Origin of the sequence: Streptomyces cirratus (assembly GCF_014650775.1) — a bacterium.
In the GTDB taxonomy this organism is placed as follows: domain Bacteria; phylum Actinomycetota; class Actinomycetes; order Streptomycetales; family Streptomycetaceae; genus Streptomyces; species Streptomyces cirratus.
Genome location: NZ_BMVP01000002.1, coordinates 701,903 through 717,269, shown reverse-complemented (window position 1 = coordinate 717,269; position 15,367 = coordinate 701,903). Strand labels below are relative to the sequence as shown.

Annotated in this window: 13 protein-coding genes and 1 riboswitch; of the genes, 9 read left to right on the top strand and 4 right to left on the bottom strand. The window is 70.7% G+C overall.

Features of this window, described 5'->3' with window-relative positions; translation table 11 throughout:
- Nucleotides 1-45: 45 nt before the first annotated feature.
- Together IE207_RS08315 and nagB are read left to right on the top strand one after the other, a co-directional pair.
- The gene (locus tag IE207_RS08315) at nucleotides 46-807 is read left to right on the top strand and encodes an SDR family oxidoreductase (protein WP_190183359.1); all 762 of its coding nucleotides are present in this window, start codon (nucleotides 46-48) and stop codon (nucleotides 805-807) included.
- Nucleotides 808-946: 139 nt separating this feature from the next.
- On the top strand, nucleotides 947-1,732 hold the full coding sequence (gene nagB / locus IE207_RS08310; RefSeq protein ID WP_190183358.1) for a glucosamine-6-phosphate deaminase: 786 nt from the start codon (nucleotides 947-949) through the stop codon (nucleotides 1,730-1,732).
- A 133-nt stretch (nucleotides 1,733-1,865) separates the two neighbouring features.
- Here the strand turns inward: nagB and IE207_RS08305 are convergent, their stop codons facing one another.
- The 4 genes from IE207_RS08305 to IE207_RS08290 all read right to left on the bottom strand — a co-directional run bounded on the left by IE207_RS08305 (nucleotide 1,866) and on the right by IE207_RS08290 (nucleotide 6,602).
- Nucleotides 1,866-3,353, bottom strand: coding sequence for a glycoside hydrolase family 3 protein (locus tag IE207_RS08305; protein ID WP_190183357.1), 1,488 nt, complete (start codon nucleotides 3,351-3,353; stop codon nucleotides 1,866-1,868).
- A 6-nt stretch (nucleotides 3,354-3,359) separates the two neighbouring features.
- Nucleotides 3,360-4,247, bottom strand: coding sequence for a carbohydrate ABC transporter permease (locus IE207_RS08300; protein ID WP_190183356.1), 888 nt, complete (start codon nucleotides 4,245-4,247; stop codon nucleotides 3,360-3,362).
- Complete coding sequence (locus IE207_RS08295; protein WP_190183355.1) at nucleotides 4,244-5,239, bottom strand: carbohydrate ABC transporter permease; 996 nt, start codon at nucleotides 5,237-5,239, stop codon at nucleotides 4,244-4,246. The genes IE207_RS08300 and IE207_RS08295 overlap by 4 nt, the downstream gene beginning before the upstream one ends.
- A 73-nt stretch (nucleotides 5,240-5,312) precedes the next feature.
- Nucleotides 5,313-6,602 carry an extracellular solute-binding protein gene (locus IE207_RS08290; protein WP_190183354.1) on the bottom strand — a complete coding sequence of 430 codons (1,290 nt, stop codon included), beginning with the start codon at nucleotides 6,600-6,602 and terminating at the stop codon, nucleotides 5,313-5,315.
- Nucleotides 6,603-6,893: 291 nt separating this feature from the next.
- Here IE207_RS08290 and IE207_RS08285 point away from each other — a divergent pair, with 291 nt between their 5' ends.
- The 7 genes from IE207_RS08285 (at nucleotide 6,894) to IE207_RS08255 (ending at nucleotide 15,350) form a co-directional block, all read left to right on the top strand.
- Nucleotides 6,894-7,658 (top strand): GntR family transcriptional regulator, encoded by a 765-nt coding sequence (locus IE207_RS08285; protein WP_190183636.1) that lies wholly within the window; start codon nucleotides 6,894-6,896, stop codon nucleotides 7,656-7,658.
- Nucleotides 7,659-7,786: 128 nt separating this feature from the next.
- Nucleotides 7,787-10,000: a carbon starvation CstA family protein gene (locus tag IE207_RS08280; protein WP_190183353.1), complete on the top strand. Its 2,214-nt coding sequence runs from the start codon at nucleotides 7,787-7,789 to the stop codon at nucleotides 9,998-10,000.
- On the top strand, nucleotides 9,997-10,194 hold the full coding sequence (locus IE207_RS08275) for a YbdD/YjiX family protein (protein ID WP_190183352.1): 198 nt from the start codon (nucleotides 9,997-9,999) through the stop codon (nucleotides 10,192-10,194). Before IE207_RS08280 ends, IE207_RS08275 begins: the two co-directional genes overlap by 4 nt.
- A 76-nt stretch (nucleotides 10,195-10,270) precedes the next feature.
- The gene (locus IE207_RS08270) at nucleotides 10,271-10,771 is read left to right on the top strand and encodes a GNAT family N-acetyltransferase (protein WP_190183351.1); all 501 of its coding nucleotides are present in this window, start codon (nucleotides 10,271-10,273) and stop codon (nucleotides 10,769-10,771) included.
- Nucleotides 10,772-10,824: 53 nt separating this feature from the next.
- Nucleotides 10,825-10,947: riboswitch (cobalamin riboswitch) on the top strand.
- 152 nt (nucleotides 10,948-11,099) lie between these two features.
- Nucleotides 11,100-13,496, top strand: a complete 2,397-nt coding sequence (locus IE207_RS08265; protein ID WP_190183350.1) for a ribonucleoside-diphosphate reductase subunit alpha — start codon at nucleotides 11,100-11,102, stop codon at nucleotides 13,494-13,496.
- Entirely contained in the window at nucleotides 13,496-14,527 is a 1,032-nt protein-coding gene (locus tag IE207_RS08260) for a ribonucleotide-diphosphate reductase subunit beta (RefSeq protein ID WP_190183349.1), read from the top strand. Before IE207_RS08265 ends, IE207_RS08260 begins: the two co-directional genes overlap by 1 nt.
- Before the next feature lie 88 nt (nucleotides 14,528-14,615).
- Nucleotides 14,616-15,350: a helix-turn-helix domain-containing protein gene (locus tag IE207_RS08255; RefSeq protein WP_190183348.1), complete on the top strand. Its 735-nt coding sequence runs from the start codon at nucleotides 14,616-14,618 to the stop codon at nucleotides 15,348-15,350.
- Nucleotides 15,351-15,367: the final 17 nt, after the last annotated feature.

Here is a 15,367-nt window from a genome sequence, read left to right as displayed (position 1 = left end):
GTTCATTCTGTAGCGACCACTATTGATTACGAAGGGGGGCGCGTCATGGGCGTGCTCAAGGGGAAGACGGCGTTGGTCACGGGCGGCAGCCGGGGCATCGGCCGGGCCGTTTCACAGCGACTGGCGCGGGACGGGGCGCTGGTGGCGGTGCACTACGGGCACGACGCGGCGGCGGCGCGGGAGACGGTGGCGGCGATCGGGGCGGAAGGCGGACGGGCCTTCGCGATCGGGGCGGAACTCGGGGTCCCGGGGGACGCGCAGGCGCTCTGGGCCGCGTACGCCGCCCACCCGGAGGCTGACCCGGGGGTGGACATCCTGGTCAACAACGCGGGGGCGGCCACCTTCGCGGGCATCGAGGAGACGGACGAGGAGACCTACGAACGGGCGCACGCGCTGAACGCGAAGGCGCCGTTCTTCGTGATCAAGCACGGGCTGACCCGCCTGCGGGACGGGGGCCGGATCGTGAACGTGACGGGCACGCCCGACATCGCGCTGCCGGCGATCCTGGCGACGATCACGGCGAAGGGGGCGGTGAACGCCCTGACGGTGTCACTGGCCGCCGCGCTCGCGCCGCGCGGCATCACGGTGAACTCGGTGGGGCCGGGCGTCATCGAGACCGGCCTCAACGCGGGCTGGCTGGCCGACCCGGCGGCCCGGGCGCACGTATCGGCCCGCTCGGTCTTCGGCCGCACCGGAACGGCGGAGGAGGTCGCGGACATCGTCGCCTTCCTGGCCTCCCCGGACTCGCGCTGGATGACGGGCAGGCACCTGGACGCGTCGGGCGGCCTCCAGCTCGCGCTGCTGTAGGCCCCCGAACCCTCGCCGAGAGGCCGGCGCGCGACATTCGGATCACGATGGAAGAGGGGCGCAAGGCCCGCCGCGGACGGGCCCGGTTCTGCTAGATTGGTCTATACCACACCAACCTCTCCAGATCGGCAGGCCCCGCGTGGAAGTTGTCATCGTCCCGAACGCCAAGGCAGGCGGCGAGCTCATCGCGGAGGCCATGGCCGCCCTGGTCCGCCGCAAGGCCGACGCCCTGCTCGGTGTGGCGACCGGCTCTACCCCGCTGCCCGTCTACGAGGCGCTCGCCGCCAAGGTCAAGGCCGGCGAGGCCGACGTCTCCAAGGTCCGGATCTGCCAGCTCGACGAGTACGTCGGCCTGCCGGCCGGGCACCCGGAGTCCTACCGCGCCGTCGTGCTGCGCGAGGTCGTCCGGCCGCTGGGGCTGTCCGAGGCGTCCTTCATGGGGCCCGACGGCTCGGCGGACGACATCGTGGCCGCCTGCGACGCCTACGACCGCGCCCTCGCCGAGGCCGGGGGCGTCGACCTCCAGCTGCTGGGCATCGGCACGGACGGGCACATCGGGTTCAACGAGCCCTGCTCCTCGCTGGCCTCGCGGACCCGGATCAAGACGCTGACCCACCAGACGCGCGTCGACAACGCCCGCTTCTTCGACGACGACATAGACCAGGTCCCGCACCACGTCATCACCCAGGGCATCGGCACGATCCTCGACGCCCGCCACCTGGTGCTGCTCGCCACCGGTGAAGGCAAGGCCGAGGCCGTCGCACAAACCGTCGAGGGGCCGCTGTCCGCCCTCGTCCCCGCCTCTGCGCTCCAGTTGCACCGGCACGCGACGGTGGTCGTGGACGAGGCCGCGGCGTCGAAGCTGAAGCTGGCCGACTACTTCCGGCAGACCTACGCCGACAAGCCCGCGTGGCAGGGGCTTTAGGCGGCACCTCCCCCACGCGCCCGAAGGGCCGGCCCCGTTTCGGGTGCCGGCCCTTCGGTGTCGGCCGCGTGCATGCCGCTGCGCGGAGCTCCCTGCCCGCCCTCCGGTCGCTTCCTCGGGCTCCGCCCCGGACCTACGCGCCCGCGATGACTTCCGCGGCCGCGCGGCCGGATACCCGGGACGCACCGTGCGTCGCGATGTGGAGGGCGCCGCGGGGCTCGGCCCGGGGCAGGCCCATCTCGACCACCACGGTGTCCGGCCGGGCCGCGACCAGCGCGTCCAGCGCCCGCGTCATCCAGCCGTGCCGGTGCGCGTCCCGGACCACGGCGACGACCGTACGGTCCCCCGCCGCGGCCAGGATCTCTCCCGCGCCGGCCCCCTCCCGGTAGACGCCCGCGGCGGTCCCGGGAACCAGCGCCGCGAGCTCGGCGGCGACCCCCCACGGGGTCTCGTCGCCGACCGCGATGTTCGCGACGGGCGCGAGCGTGGCCACGTACGGGGCCTCGACCGCGCCGACCCGGCCGGTCAGGACCAGGGCCCGGCGGGCCGCCGTCAGGCCGATGCCGGGCGCGCTCCCCTCCGGCGCGCCCGGCACCGCGGCGGCCCGCTGCGCGCGGGTCCATCCGGCGAGGTCGCGGACCCGGGCGGCGGCGTCGGCGAGCCGCTCCTCGGCCAGCGCACCCTCGCGTACGGCCGCGACCAGCGCGTCCCGCAGCCGCAGGACGGTGGCCTCGTCGGCCAGTCCCCCGCCCACGCAGATCGCGTCGGCGCCGGCGGCGATGGCGAGGACGGAGCCGCGCTCGATGCCGTACGTCCCCGCGATGGCGTTCATCTCCATGCCGTCGGTGACGATCAGGCCCTCGTAGCCGAGTTCCTTGCGCAGCAGGCCCGTCAGAATCTGCGGGCTGAGCGTGGCGGGGCGGGTCGCGTCGAGGGCGGGGACCAGGATGTGCGCGCTCATCACGGCCCTCGTCCCGGCTTCGACGGCGGCCTTGAACGGTACGAGCTCCCGCGCCGCGAGGGTGTCCGGGTCGGCGTCGATGCGCGGCAGGGCGAGGTGCGAGTCGACGTTGGTGTCGCCGTGGCCGGGGAAGTGCTTGGTGCAGGCAGCGACCCCGGCGGCCTGCAGGCCCTGGACGTAGGCGGCGGTGTGCCGCGCGGCGAGGTGGGTGTCGGCGCCGAAGGACCGTACGCCGATGACCGGGTTGTCGGGGTTGGAGTTGACGTCCGCGGAGGGCGCCCAATTGAGGTTGACGCCGCAGGCGGCGAGGCGGCGGCCCAGCTCGCGGGCGACGGCCCGGGTCAGGCCGGTGTCGTCGACGGTGCCCAGGGCCAGGTTGCCGGGGAAGGAGGAGCCGTGGCGGGCCTCCAGGCGGGTGACGTCGCCGCCCTCCTCGTCGATGGCGACCAGGACGTCGTCCCGCTCGGCGCGCAGCTGGGCGGTGAGCCGGGCCAGCTGCGCCGGGGAGGTGATGTTGCGGCCGAACAGGCCGACGGAGTGCAGTCCTTCGCCGAGCCTGCGCAGCAGCCAGGCGGGGGCGGTGGAGCCCTCGAAGCCGGGCTGGAGGACCGCGAGGGCGTCGCGGGTGAGGGTGTCCGTCCGGTGCGCGAGGACAGTCATGGGCCGTTATCCCTTCACGGCGCCGGCGGTGAGGCCCGCGGCCATCTTGCGCTGGACGATGAGGAAGAGGATGACGATGGGCAGCGCCATCATGGTGGAGCCGGCCATCATCGGGGCGAACTCGGTGCCGTTCTTGGTGGTGAAGTTGCCGAGCCAGACGGTGGCCGTCTGGTTCTGCTGGCTCATCAGCATCAGGGCGTAGAGGTACTCGTTCCACGCCTGGATGAATCCGTAGACGGACGTGGCCACCATGCCCGGGGCGAGCAGCGGAAAGACGACGCGCAGGAAGGCGCCGGTGGGCGTGCAGCCGTCGACCATGGCCGCTTCTTCCAGCTCCTTGGGGATGTTGACGATGAAGCCGCGGAGCGTCCAGACCGTGAAGGGCAGGATGAAGGTCAGGTAGGTGATGATCAGGCCGCTGAGCTTGTCGTACTGGCCGAGGTCGTTGAGGAGCAGGAAGACCGGGATGATCATCGCGACGAGCGGGATCATCTGGACGGCGAGGATGCCGACGATCACGATCTTGCGGCCGCGGAAGGCGAACCGGGAGATGGCCAGGGCGGCCAGCATGCCGACGGCGATGCCGATGACGACCACGGTGAGCGAGACGATCATGCTGCGCCCGACCGGTCCCCAGAAGTCGGAGATCTCCAGCGCCCGACGGAAGTTGTCCAGCGTGAAGGTGGTCGGGAAGAAGTGCGGGTTCGGGTCGATCGCGTCCTTGGCCGGTTTGAGGGCCGTGTTCAGCATCCAGTAGACCGGGAACCCGGCGGTGACGAAGACCAGCAGGCCGAGGAGGTTCCAGCCGAGCCTGGACTTCTTCTTCTTCTTCTGCTTGTAGCGGGGGGCGCCGGGGGACGCGGTGGCCGGGGCGGCCGCGGTGGTCGAGGTCACTCCACCTCTCCGATCTTGAGCATCTGGCGCATGTAGACGGCGACCACCCCGAGCAGCAGCAGGACGGTGACGAGGGCGATCGCGGAGCCGCCCGAGTAGTCGTTGACCACGAAGGCCTGCTTGTACGAGTAGGTGGTCAGCAGCTGGAACTCGGCCTCGGGGTTGCCGCCCCGCATCACGAACACCTGCGGGAAGACACCCATGTCCCAGATGACCGAGAGGGTCGTCAGCATGACGATGATCGGCTTGAGGATGGGGAGGGTGACGTGGCGGAACACGCCCCAGGCTCCCGCGCCGTCGAGGCGTGCCGCCTCTTCCAGCTCCTTGGGCACCTGGGTGAGGCCGGCGCTGAGGGTGATGACGACGAAGGGCACCGCGCCCCAGACGACGAGCAGCGTGATCACCGCGAGGCCCTGGGGGCCGCTGGCGAACCAGTTGTGGCCGATCATGTCGACGCCGGGGAGCCTGCTCAGCAGGTAGTTGAGGACGCCGTAGTCGGTGTCGAAGATCCACTTGAAGATGGCGGTGGCGACGATGATGGGCATGCCCCAGCTCGCCACCAGGGCGATGCTGATGAGCGCCTTGACCCAGCCGGCGACCTTCTGGAGCAGCAGGGCGACGAGCATCCCGATGACCATGGTGAGGATGACCGCGCCGGCCGCGAAGACGATGGTGCGCAGTACGACGGACCAGAACACGCCGTCGCCGAGGACCTTGGTGAAGTTGTCGAAGCCGACGAACCGCGCGTCCTTGAAGCCCCAGAGCTCGGACTTGCCGAAACTCTGGAAGGAGAGGGACACCAGCCTGAACAGCGGGTATCCCATGACGAGGACGATGATCAGCAGGCAGGGGGCCAGCAGCAGCCAGGGGGTCGCGCCGGGGCCCTTGCGGCCGCGCGGCCCCGGCGCGGAGGTCTTGCCCGTCCCGGGTCCGGTGGAAGTCCGCTGCCGTGCCGGCGGCAGATCGGCGGTGGTTGTCTGTGCGGCACTCATCGCGTGCTCCTCGGGGGTCCCTCTCTTGACGGGCAGCGGGGCCCCGCCGGTCCGGCGGGGCCCCTCACTCAGGTCACTTGGTGTTGATGACCTTGTCGATCTCGGCGTCGGCGGCCTTGGCCGCGTCCTCGACCGACTTCTTGCCGGTGCCGATGTCCTGGAGCATGGTCTGCAGGACCTTGCCCTTCTCGACCTGGCCCCAGCCGGGCGCGGTCGGGACGAACCAGGAGGACTCCGCGGCGGTGGCCGGGACCTGGGTCTTGGGGTCGGCCTTGAGCGGGCCGAGGTCCGTCTTGTTGTTGGGCAGGTTGCCCTTGGCGATCAGGCCCTTCTGGCCCTGGGCGCCGGTGAAGGCGTTGATCCACTCGGCGGCGATGTCCTTGGCCTTGGACTTGGAGGGGACCGCGAGGTCCGAACCGCCGAGGAAGACCGGGAGGTTCTTGCCGTTCGGGCCGGGCATCACGAAGTTCTCGAGCTTGTCCTTGAGCCCGCCGACCTTGTCGCTCTTCGGGTCGGCCGCGGTGGAGCCTTCCCAGGCGGCGGCGAAGATGGCGGCGGAGTTGCCCTGGCCGAAGACGACCGGGCGGTCGGCCTCGTCCTTGGTCTTGTCCGCGTGCATGTACTTGTCGAGGAGTTCCTTGTACTGCTGCAGCCCCTTGACCGACTCGGGGGAGGACAGGGAGCCCTTCCACGAGCCGCCGTCCTTCTTGGCGATGGCGCCGCCGTTGTCGTAGACGAAGGACATCGCGCCGTACCAGTCCGGCGAGGGCTGGTACAGGGCGCTGAACTTGTCGCCCTTCGCGGCCTGGATCTTGTCCAGGGCTGAGGTCAGCTCGGCCCAGCTCTTGGGGGCGGCGGTGACGCCGACCTCGGCGGCCAGGTCCTTGCGCCAGGTGCCGACGCGGCCACCGGCGTAGTAGGGGACGCCGTAGGTCTTGCCGTCGTAGGTGACGGACTGCTTCAAGGCGTCGAGCCAGGCGGCGGAGTTGTCGAACTTCGACGGGTCGACCTCGGAGAAGGCTCCGGTCGACATGTAGCCGATCATCTCGGAGTTGCCCATCTCGACGACGTCCGGGGCCTTGTCCGTGGCGAGGACGGCGTCGAGCTTGGCGTTCTTGTCCGGCCAGCCGTAGTACTCGTGCTTGACCGTCAGACCCGGGTGCTTGGCGACTATCGCGTCGTCGGCCGCCTTGACCAGCTCCGGCCAGTTGTTCTGGGCGTCGACCGTCAGCCAGACGGTGAGCTCCTTGGCGCCGGACGCCTTGTCGGCCGTGTCGCCGCCCTTGCTGTCCGAACCGCCGCACGCCGCCAGGCCGATCACCATGCCCGCGACTCCAACCGCCGCGATGAGCTTGCGCTTCACGCCACCCTCCTCAGGGATGCCTTCCTGCACTTCCCTTGCCCGCCGCGGTGACATACGCGAAGTACTGAGCGTGGGGCCGGGATCCGATCCATATTGGTGTAGACCAGTAACCGGAGCTTGGCCTAGACCTTTAGGGGTGTCAAGGGTCTAATGAGCGGGTGATCGGTCCGTTACCGGACCGACACCTGTGGGAGGGAGGAGGCCTGTCCTCCCACCCGTGTCACGATGTGACCGCACATATCGGAGGAGCCGGTGACGGCAGCGAAACTGGAGTCGGGAAGGCGGGCGGCGATGGCCACCGAAGGGGCGACCACGGAGCCGGAAGGCGGGCCGGCCACTCGCACGGCGCGGGTTCCCAAGTACTACCGACTCAAGCGGCACTTGCTCGACATGACCGAGACCATGCCGCCCGGCACGCCGGTGCCGCCGGAGCGCACGCTCGCGGCCGAGTTCGACACCTCGCGGACCACCGTCCGCCAGGCCCTGCAAGAACTCGTCGTGGAGGGCCGGCTCGAACGCATCCAGGGCAAGGGGACCTTCGTCGCCAAGCCCAAGGTCTCCCAGCCGCTGCAACTGTCCTCCTACACGGAGGACATGCGCGCCCAGGGTCTGGAACCGACCTCCCAGCTCCTGGACATCGGCTACGTGACGGCCGACGACACCCTCGCCGGACTCCTCAAGATCGCCGCCGGCGGGCGCGTCCTGCGCATCGAACGGCTCCGCCTGGCCAGCGGCGAGCCGATGGCCATCGAGACCACCCACCTGTCGGCCAAGCGCTTCCCCGCGCTGCGCCGTTCGCTGGCCAAGTACACCTCCCTCTACACGGCCCTCGCCGAGGTGTACAACGTGCGGCTGGCCGAAGCCGAGGAGACCATCGAGACCTCGCTGGCCACCCCGCGCGAGGCCGGACTGCTCGGCACGGACGTCGGCCTGCCGATGCTGATGCTCTCCCGGCACTCGCTGGACGCCGACGGTGAGCCGGTCGAATGGGTACGTTCGGTGTATCGCGGCGACCGTTACAAGTTCGTTGCCCGCCTCAAGCGGCCCGCCCCCTGATACCTCATTGACTCCTGATCGGCCCTCGGTGGACGCTCGTACCGCTATACGGACGGGGGCTTACGTCCACCGGTCGGGCCCCCGTAGATTCCCTGCGCTCAGCAGTGATCAACGAGGGGACGAGGATCATGCCGGAACCGGAAGCAACAGGCACGACACGGGACACGGCGGGAGCCTCGTCAGGGGGGCTCTCGCCCAAGTCGATCGCCGTGTGGGTGCTCGTCGCCCTCATCGGGGCCATCGGCTGGGGCGTGCTCGCGCTCTCGCGGGGTGAGGAGATCTCCGCGGCGTGGCTGCTCGCCGCCGCGCTGGGCTCGTACGCCATCGGCTACCGCTTCTACTCGCGCTTCATCGCCGACCGCGTCCTCAGGGTCGACAAGACCCGGGCCACCCCGGCCGAACGCCTGGACAACGGTGTCGACTTCCATCCCACCGACCGCCGCGTGCTCTTCGGCCACCACTTCGCCGCCGTCGCCGGCGCGGGCCCGCTGGTCGGTCCCGTGCTCGCCTCGCAGATGGGCTACCTGCCGGGAACCATCTGGATCGTGGCGGGTGTGATCTTCGCGGGCGCCGTCCAGGACATGGTGACGCTGTTCTTCTCCACCCGCCGCAACGGCCGTTCGCTCGGCCAGATGGCCCGTGACGAGATCGGCCCGGTCGGCGGAGCGGCCGCACTGGTCGCCGTGTTCGTCATCATGATCATCCTGCTGGCGGTCCTCGCCCTGGTCATCGTCAACGCGCTGGCAGACTCCCCCTGGGGCGTCTTCTCCATCGGCATGACCATCCCGATCGCCCTCTTCATGGGCTTCTACCTGCGCGTCCTGCGCCCGGGCCGGATCACCGAGGTCTCCCTGATCGGTGTCGCCCTGCTGCTGCTCGCCATCATCGCGGGCGGCTGGGTCGCCGACTCCTCCTTCGCCGGCGTCTTCACCCTGGACAAGCAGACCCTGGTCATCTGGATGGTCGCCTACGGCTTCTTGGCCTCCGTGCTGCCGGTGTGGATGCTGCTCGCCCCGCGCGACTACCTCTCCACCTTCATGAAGGTCGGCACCATCGCCCTGCTGGCGGTCGGCGTCGTCATCGCGATGCCCGTGCTCAAGATGCCCTCCGTCACCGACTTCGCCTCGCGCGGCGACGGCCCCGTCTTCTCCGGCTCGATGTTCCCGTTCGTCTTCATCACCATCGCGTGCGGCGCGCTGTCCGGGTTCCACGCACTGGTCTCCTCGGGGACCACCCCGAAGATGATCCAGAAGGAGACCCAGGTCCGGGTCATCGGCTACGGCGCGATGCTCACCGAGTCCTTCGTCGCCGTCATGGCCGTGATCGCCGCATGCATCATCGAGCCGGGCCTGTTCTTCGCGGTGAACTCCCCCGCCGGGGTCGTCGGCGCCACCGTCGAGAGCGCCTCGCAGGCGGTCACGCACTTCGGGTTCGCCATCTCCCCCGAGGCCCTCGCCCAGGCCGCGAAGGACGTCGAGGAGACCACCCTGCTGTCCCGCACGGGCGGCGCGCCGACCTTCGCACTCGGAATGTCGCAGATCTTCTCCTCCGTCATCGGCGGCGCCGGGATGAAGGCCTTCTGGTACCACTTCGCCATCATGTTCGAGGCCCTGTTCATCCTCACCACCGTCGACGCGGGCACCCGCGTCGGCCGCTTCATGCTCCAGGACACCCTCGGGAACGTGCACAAGTCCTTCAAGGACGTCAGCTGGAAGCCGGGCGTGTGGATCGCGAGCGCGGTCGTGGTCGGCGGCTGGGGCTACTTCCTGTGGGTGGGCGTGGAGGACCCGCTGGGCGGCATCAACCAGCTGTTCCCCCTGTTCGGGATCGCGAACCAGCTGCTGGCGGCGGTCGCCCTGGCGGTCTGCACCACACTGCTCGTCAAGTCCGGCCGCCTCAAGTGGGCCTGGGTGACGGGCCTCCCGCTGGCCTGGGACGTGGCGGTGACCCTCACCGCCAGCTACCAGAAGGTCTTCTCCGAAAACCCGAAGATCGGCTTCTTCGCGCAGCGCGACCTGTACCAGGACGGCATCGACGCCGGGAAGGTCATCAAGCCGGCGAAGAACCTCGACCAGATGCACACCGTGGTCACCAACGCCACGGTGGACGGCGTGCTGTCCGTGCTGTTCGCCCTGCTGATCGTCGTCGTGCTGGTGGACGCCGCCCGCGTCTGCGTCAAGGCGGTCCGCGCGCCGCAGGACGTCGCGCTCACCGAAGTCCCCTGGAGCGAGTCGAGGATCGTCGCCCCGGCGGGTCTGATCGCGACCCCCGAGGAGCGCAGGGAGCTCGCCGCGGCCGGCCTCGACTCCGGCGGCGGCAAGACCAAGGAGCCGGTGGCGTGAGCGGCGTCCGGGAGGCGCTGGCCAAAGCCAGGTACTACGTACGGGAGTTCTCCGGCGAGGCCGCCTACGACCGCTACGTGGCCCACGCCCGCTCCCACGACCCGGACGCCGAGGTCCTCACCAGACGCGCCTTCGAGCGCGCCCGCACCGACGCCCGCGAGGCCGACCCGCGCGAGGGCTTCCGCTGCTGCTGAACCGGCCGAGGGCCGCCGCGTCTCCCCCCGGGAAACGCGGCGGCCCTTTCCGCAACACCGGGGCACACTCGGTGCCATGGACATCACCATCAGAGCCGCCCTGCCCGCGGAGTACGAGACGCTGGGTGACATCACCGCCCGGGCCTACCTCGGGGACGGGCTGCTCACGTACGGGGAGGGCGACCCGTACCTCGCCAGGCTCCGGGACGTGGCCGGGCGCGCCGCGGCGGCCGAGGTACTCGTCGCCGTGCTCGGTGACGGGCGCGTCGTCGGCGGTGTGACCTTCGCCGCGCCGGGCAGCGCGCTGTGTGACATCGCCCGCGCGGACGAGGCCGAGTTCAGGATGCTGGCGGTCGCCCGCGAGGGCCGCGGCCGCGGCGCCGGCGAGGCGCTCGTACGGGCCTGCATCGACCGCGCCCGGGCCGTGGAGGGCGTACGGCGGCTGGTCCTGTCGACCACCCCGGACATGCCGGCCGCGCACCGGATCTACGAGCGCCTGGGCTTCGTACGGTCGCCGGAACGGGACTGGGAACCCGTCCCCGAACTCGTTTTGCTCACGTACGGTCTCGCGCTGTAGTCGGCGCGCGACACAACATCTAGGGGGTCCCCCAGGAGGGGGCCCCCACATGTATGCTCGTGCTCGCTGTCGCCGCAGGGGAATCCGGTGCGAATCCGGAACTGTCCCGCAACGGTATGAAAGGCACCCATAGGTGCGTCCGAAGTCCGAGGACCTGCCGACAGCACGCCCGGCTCGACCGAACCGGGTACAGCCACGTCCGGGCCTCGCGGTTGGGCCGGTGGACGCCGCGCGGCGCAAGCGTGCCCTGATGGGGGCCGGCCCGTGCGCGCCCGCTCGCGCCCCGCACCGAAGGTGCCCCGGAGCCGAGTGAGGGAGAGCTCCCCCCGTGACCATCGCGCCCGCCGCACCGCGCGCCGAGTCCGACCCGTCCGACAGCGGAACCACCGGCGGGGGCCATGGGGCCACGCTGCTGCGTACCCTCACCGAGCTGACGGCCGACCTCCCCGACACCGACCCCGGCCGGGTCGCCGCCGCCGCCCTGCGCGGCCGCAGCGCCACCGCGGACGAGGCCGAACTGCGCTCGCTGGCCACCGAGGCCGCCGCCGGACTGATCTCCGAGGACCCGGCGTACTCCCGGCTGGCCGCACGCCTGCTCACGCTCGCCGTGCGCGACGAAGCCGCGGGCCAGGGCGCCACCTCCTTCGCCGCGTCCGTCGCGGTCGGCCACCGCGAAGGCCTGATCGCCGACCGTACGGCCGAGTTCGTGGCCGCCCACGCGAACCGCCTCGACGCGCTGGTCGAGCACGCGCTCGCCGAGGGCGCCGACGACCGCTTCGGCTTCTTCGGCCTGCGCACCCTGCACAGCCGCTACCTGCTGCGCCACCCCATCACCCGTCAGGTGATCGAGACCCCGCAGTACTTCATGCTGCGCGTGGCCTGCGGACTCGCGGCGGACGAGAGCGTGACGGCCGTCGAGGAAGTGGCCTCGCTGTACCGGCTGATGAGCCGCCTGGACTACCTGCCGTCCTCCCCCACCCTCTTCAACTCCGGCACCCGGCACCCGCAGATGTCCTCCTGCTACCTGCTGGACTCCCCGCTGGACGAGCTCGACTCGATCTACGACCGCTACCACCAGGTCGCCCGCCTGTCCAAGCACGCCGGCGGCATCGGCCTGTCGTACTCCCGCATCCGCGCCCGCGGTTCGCTGATCCGCGGCACCAACGGCCACTCCAACGGCATCGTCCCGTTCCTCAAGACCCTCGACGCCTCCGTCGCCGCCGTCAATCAGGGCGGCCGCCGCAAGGGCGCCGCAGCCGTCTACCTGGAGACCTGGCACGCGGACATCGAGGAGTTCCTGGAGCTGCGCGACAACACCGGTGAGGACCAGCGCCGTACGCACAACCTGAACCTCGCGCACTGGGTGCCGGACGAGTTCATGCGCCGGGTGAACGCCGACGCCGACTGGTCGCTGTTCTCCCCGGCCGACGTCCCCGAGCTGGTCGACCTGTGGGGCGACGAGTTCGACGCCGCCTACCGCAAGGCCGAGGCGGCGGGCCTCGCCCGCAAGACCATGCCCGCCCGCGACCTGTACGGCCGGATGATGCGCACCCTCGCGCAGACCGGCCAGGGCTGGATGACCTTCAAGGACGCCTCCAACCGGACGGCGAACCAGACCGCCGAGCCCGGCACGGTCGTCCACTCCTCGAACCTCTGCACCGAGATCATCGAGGTCACCAACGACGGCGAGACGGCCGTCTGCAACCTCGGCTCGGTCAACCTGGGCGCCTTCGTCCTCCCCGAGAGCGGCGACATCGACTGGGAGCGGCTGGACGAGACCGTCCGCACCGCCGTCACCTTCCTCGACCGCGTCGTGGACATCAACTTCTACCCGACCGAGCAGGCCGGCCGCTCCAACGCCCGCTGGCGTCCGGTCGGTCTGGGCGCGATGGGCGTCCAGGACGTCTTCTTCCAGCTGAAGCTGCCCTTCGACTCCCCCGAGGCGAAGGCCCTGTCCACGAAGCTCTCCGAGCGGATCATGCTGGCCGCGTACGAGGCCTCCTGCGACCTCGCCGAGCGCAGCGGCCCGCTCCCCGCCTGGGAGCAGACCCGTACCGCCCGCGGCGTCCTGCACCCCGACCACTACGACGTCGAGCTGAACTGGCCGGAGCGCTGGGCGGCGCTGCGCGCCCGCGTCGCCGAGACCGGCATGCGCAACTCGCTGCTGCTCGCCATCGCCCCGACGGCGACGATCGCCTCGATCGCGGGCGTGTACGAGTGCATCGAGCCGCAGGTGTCGAACCTCTTCAAGCGCGAGACGCTGAGCGGTGAGTTCCTCCAGGTCAACGCCTACCTGGTGGCCGAGCTCAAGAAGCTCGGCGTGTGGGACGCACAGACCCGCGAGGCGCTGCGCGAGGCCAGCGGCTCCGTGCAGGGCTTCGGCTGGATCCCCGCCGAGGTGCGCGAGCTGTACCGCACGGCGTGGGAGATCCCGCAGCGCGGCCTGATCGACATGGCGGCGGCCCGTACGCCGTTCCTGGACCAGTCGCAGTCGCTGAACCTGTTCCTGGAGACGCCGACCATCGGGAAGCTGTCCTCGATGTACGCGTACGCCTGGAAGCAGGGCCTCAAGACCACGTACTACCTGCGCTCGCGCCCCGCCACGAAGATCGCCCGCGCGGCCCAGGCGGCCGCCGCCCCCGCCGCCGCGCTTCCGCAGGCCGTCGACGCCGACGCGCTGGCCTGCTCCCTTGAGAACCCCGAGTCCTGCGAGGCCTGCCAGTAATGAGCTCCACCGACACCGATGCCGCAAAGAGCAAGAACCTGCTCGACCCGGGCTTCGAGCTGACCCTGCGTCCCATGCGCTACCCGGACTTCTACGAGCGCTACCGGGACGCGATCAAGAACACCTGGACCGTCGAGGAGGTCGACCTCCACTCGGACGTCGCCGACCTCGCGAAGCTGACGCCGGGCGAGCAGCACATGATCGGCCGTCTGGTCGCGTTCTTCGCGACGGGCGACTCGATCGTCTCGAACAACCTCGTGCTCACCCTGTACAAGCACATCAACTCCCCGGAGGCGCGCCTGTACCTGTCGCGCCAGCTGTTCGAGGAGGCCGTGCACGTCCAGTTCTACCTGACGCTGCTCGACACCTACCTGCCCGACCCGGACGACCGGGCGGCCGCCTTCGACGCGGTCGAGGAGATCCCGTCGATCCGCGAGAAGGCGCAGTTCTGCTTCAAGTGGATGGATTCGGTCGAGAAGATCGAGCGGCTGGAGACGCAGGCCGACCGCCGCCGCTTCCTGCTGAACCTGATCTGTTTCGCCGCGTGCATCGAGGGCCTGTTCTTCTACGGCGCGTTCGCGTACGTGTACTGGTTCCGCTCGCGGGGCCTGCTGCACGGCCTGGCGACGGGCACCAACTGGGTGTTCCGGGACGAGACCATGCACATGAACTTCGCCTTCGAGGTCGTGGACACGGTCCGCAAGGAGGAGCCGGAGCTCTTCGACGACGCCCTCCAGCAGCAGGTCACCGACATGCTCAAGGAGGCCGTGGAGGCGGAGCTGCAGTTCGGCCGCGACCTGTGCGGTGACGGCCTGCCGGGCATGAACACCGAGTCGATGCGCGAGTACCTGGAGTGCGTCGCGGACCAGCGTCTGGTCCGTCTCGGCTTCCCGCCGGTGTACGGCTCGCAGAACCCGTTCTCGTTCATGGAGCTCCAGGGCGTCCAGGAGCTGACCAACTTCTTCGAGCGCCGCCCGTCGGCCTACCAGGTCGCGGTCGAGGGCACGGTCGACCTGGACGAGGACTTCTGAGTCCCTGCTCCGACGGCTTGATAGCGTCCCCGCCCATGGGGAGAACGACGACTCGGGTGACCTGGGTCCTGGGCGGGGGCGCTTCGTCGTGTCCGGGCCCCTCGGCATGACCGCCTCCGGGTGGGCCGGGCGGGCCCGGTTGCGGCCCGGGGGCCTGCTGTACGGGGGCGCCGTCGGGTCCGCGACCGCGCACGCGCACCACTCCGTGCAGGTGATCGCCGCGCTGGGCGGCGACGACCTGCTGATGGCCGGGCCGGACGGGGAGCCCTTCGGGTGCCGCGCGTACGTGGTCCCGGCCGGGGTGCGCCATTCCGTGCTGGGCGGCACCGCGCGCGGGGTGGTGCTGCACTACGACCCGCTCTCCTCGGCCGGCCGCGGGCTCGCGGCCCTGGCGGGGGACGCGGGTGGCCTCGTACCGGCCGCCGCGGACCTGCCCGCCGATCCCTTCGAGGCGGCGTGCGCGCTGGACGCCGTACTCCCCGGCGGTCCGGCGGCAGAGGCTGCCGCGCATCCGGGGCTGGCGCGGGTGCTGGCGTGGCTGCCCGGGCGGGACGGCGTAGGGCTGTCCCGGGCGGCCGAGGTGGCCTGCCTGTCGCAGAGCCGCCTCGCGCACCTGTTCCGGGCGGAGCTGGGGCTGCCGTTCCGCCCGTACGTCCTGTGGCTGCGGCTCATGCGGGCCGCCGAACTGGCCTCCCGGGGCCACTCCCTGACGGACGCGGCGCACGGCGCGGGCTTCGCCGACGGGGCTCACCTCAGCCGTGTGTGGCGGCGGATGTTCGGGATCCCGCCGTCGGACTTCACCCGCACCGTCCAGTGGATGTAGCAGGTTCGTTCAAGCGC

Coding starts and splice junctions, on each gene's coding strand:
- IE207_RS08315 (WP_190183359.1), top strand. CDS start 46: ATGGGCGTGCTCAAGGGGAAGACGGCGTTGGTCACGGGCGGCAGCCGG.
- IE207_RS08305 (WP_190183357.1), bottom strand. CDS start 3,353: ATGACTGTCCTCGCGCACCGGACGGACACCCTCACCCGCGACGCCCTC.
- IE207_RS08295 (WP_190183355.1), bottom strand. CDS start 5,239: ATGAGTGCCGCACAGACAACCACCGCCGATCTGCCGCCGGCACGGCAG.
- IE207_RS08285 (WP_190183636.1), top strand. CDS start 6,894: ATGGCCACCGAAGGGGCGACCACGGAGCCGGAAGGCGGGCCGGCCACT.
- IE207_RS08280 (WP_190183353.1), top strand. CDS start 7,787: ATGCCGGAACCGGAAGCAACAGGCACGACACGGGACACGGCGGGAGCC.
- IE207_RS08270 (WP_190183351.1), top strand. CDS start 10,271: ATGGACATCACCATCAGAGCCGCCCTGCCCGCGGAGTACGAGACGCTG.
- IE207_RS08260 (WP_190183349.1), top strand. CDS start 13,496: ATGAGCTCCACCGACACCGATGCCGCAAAGAGCAAGAACCTGCTCGAC.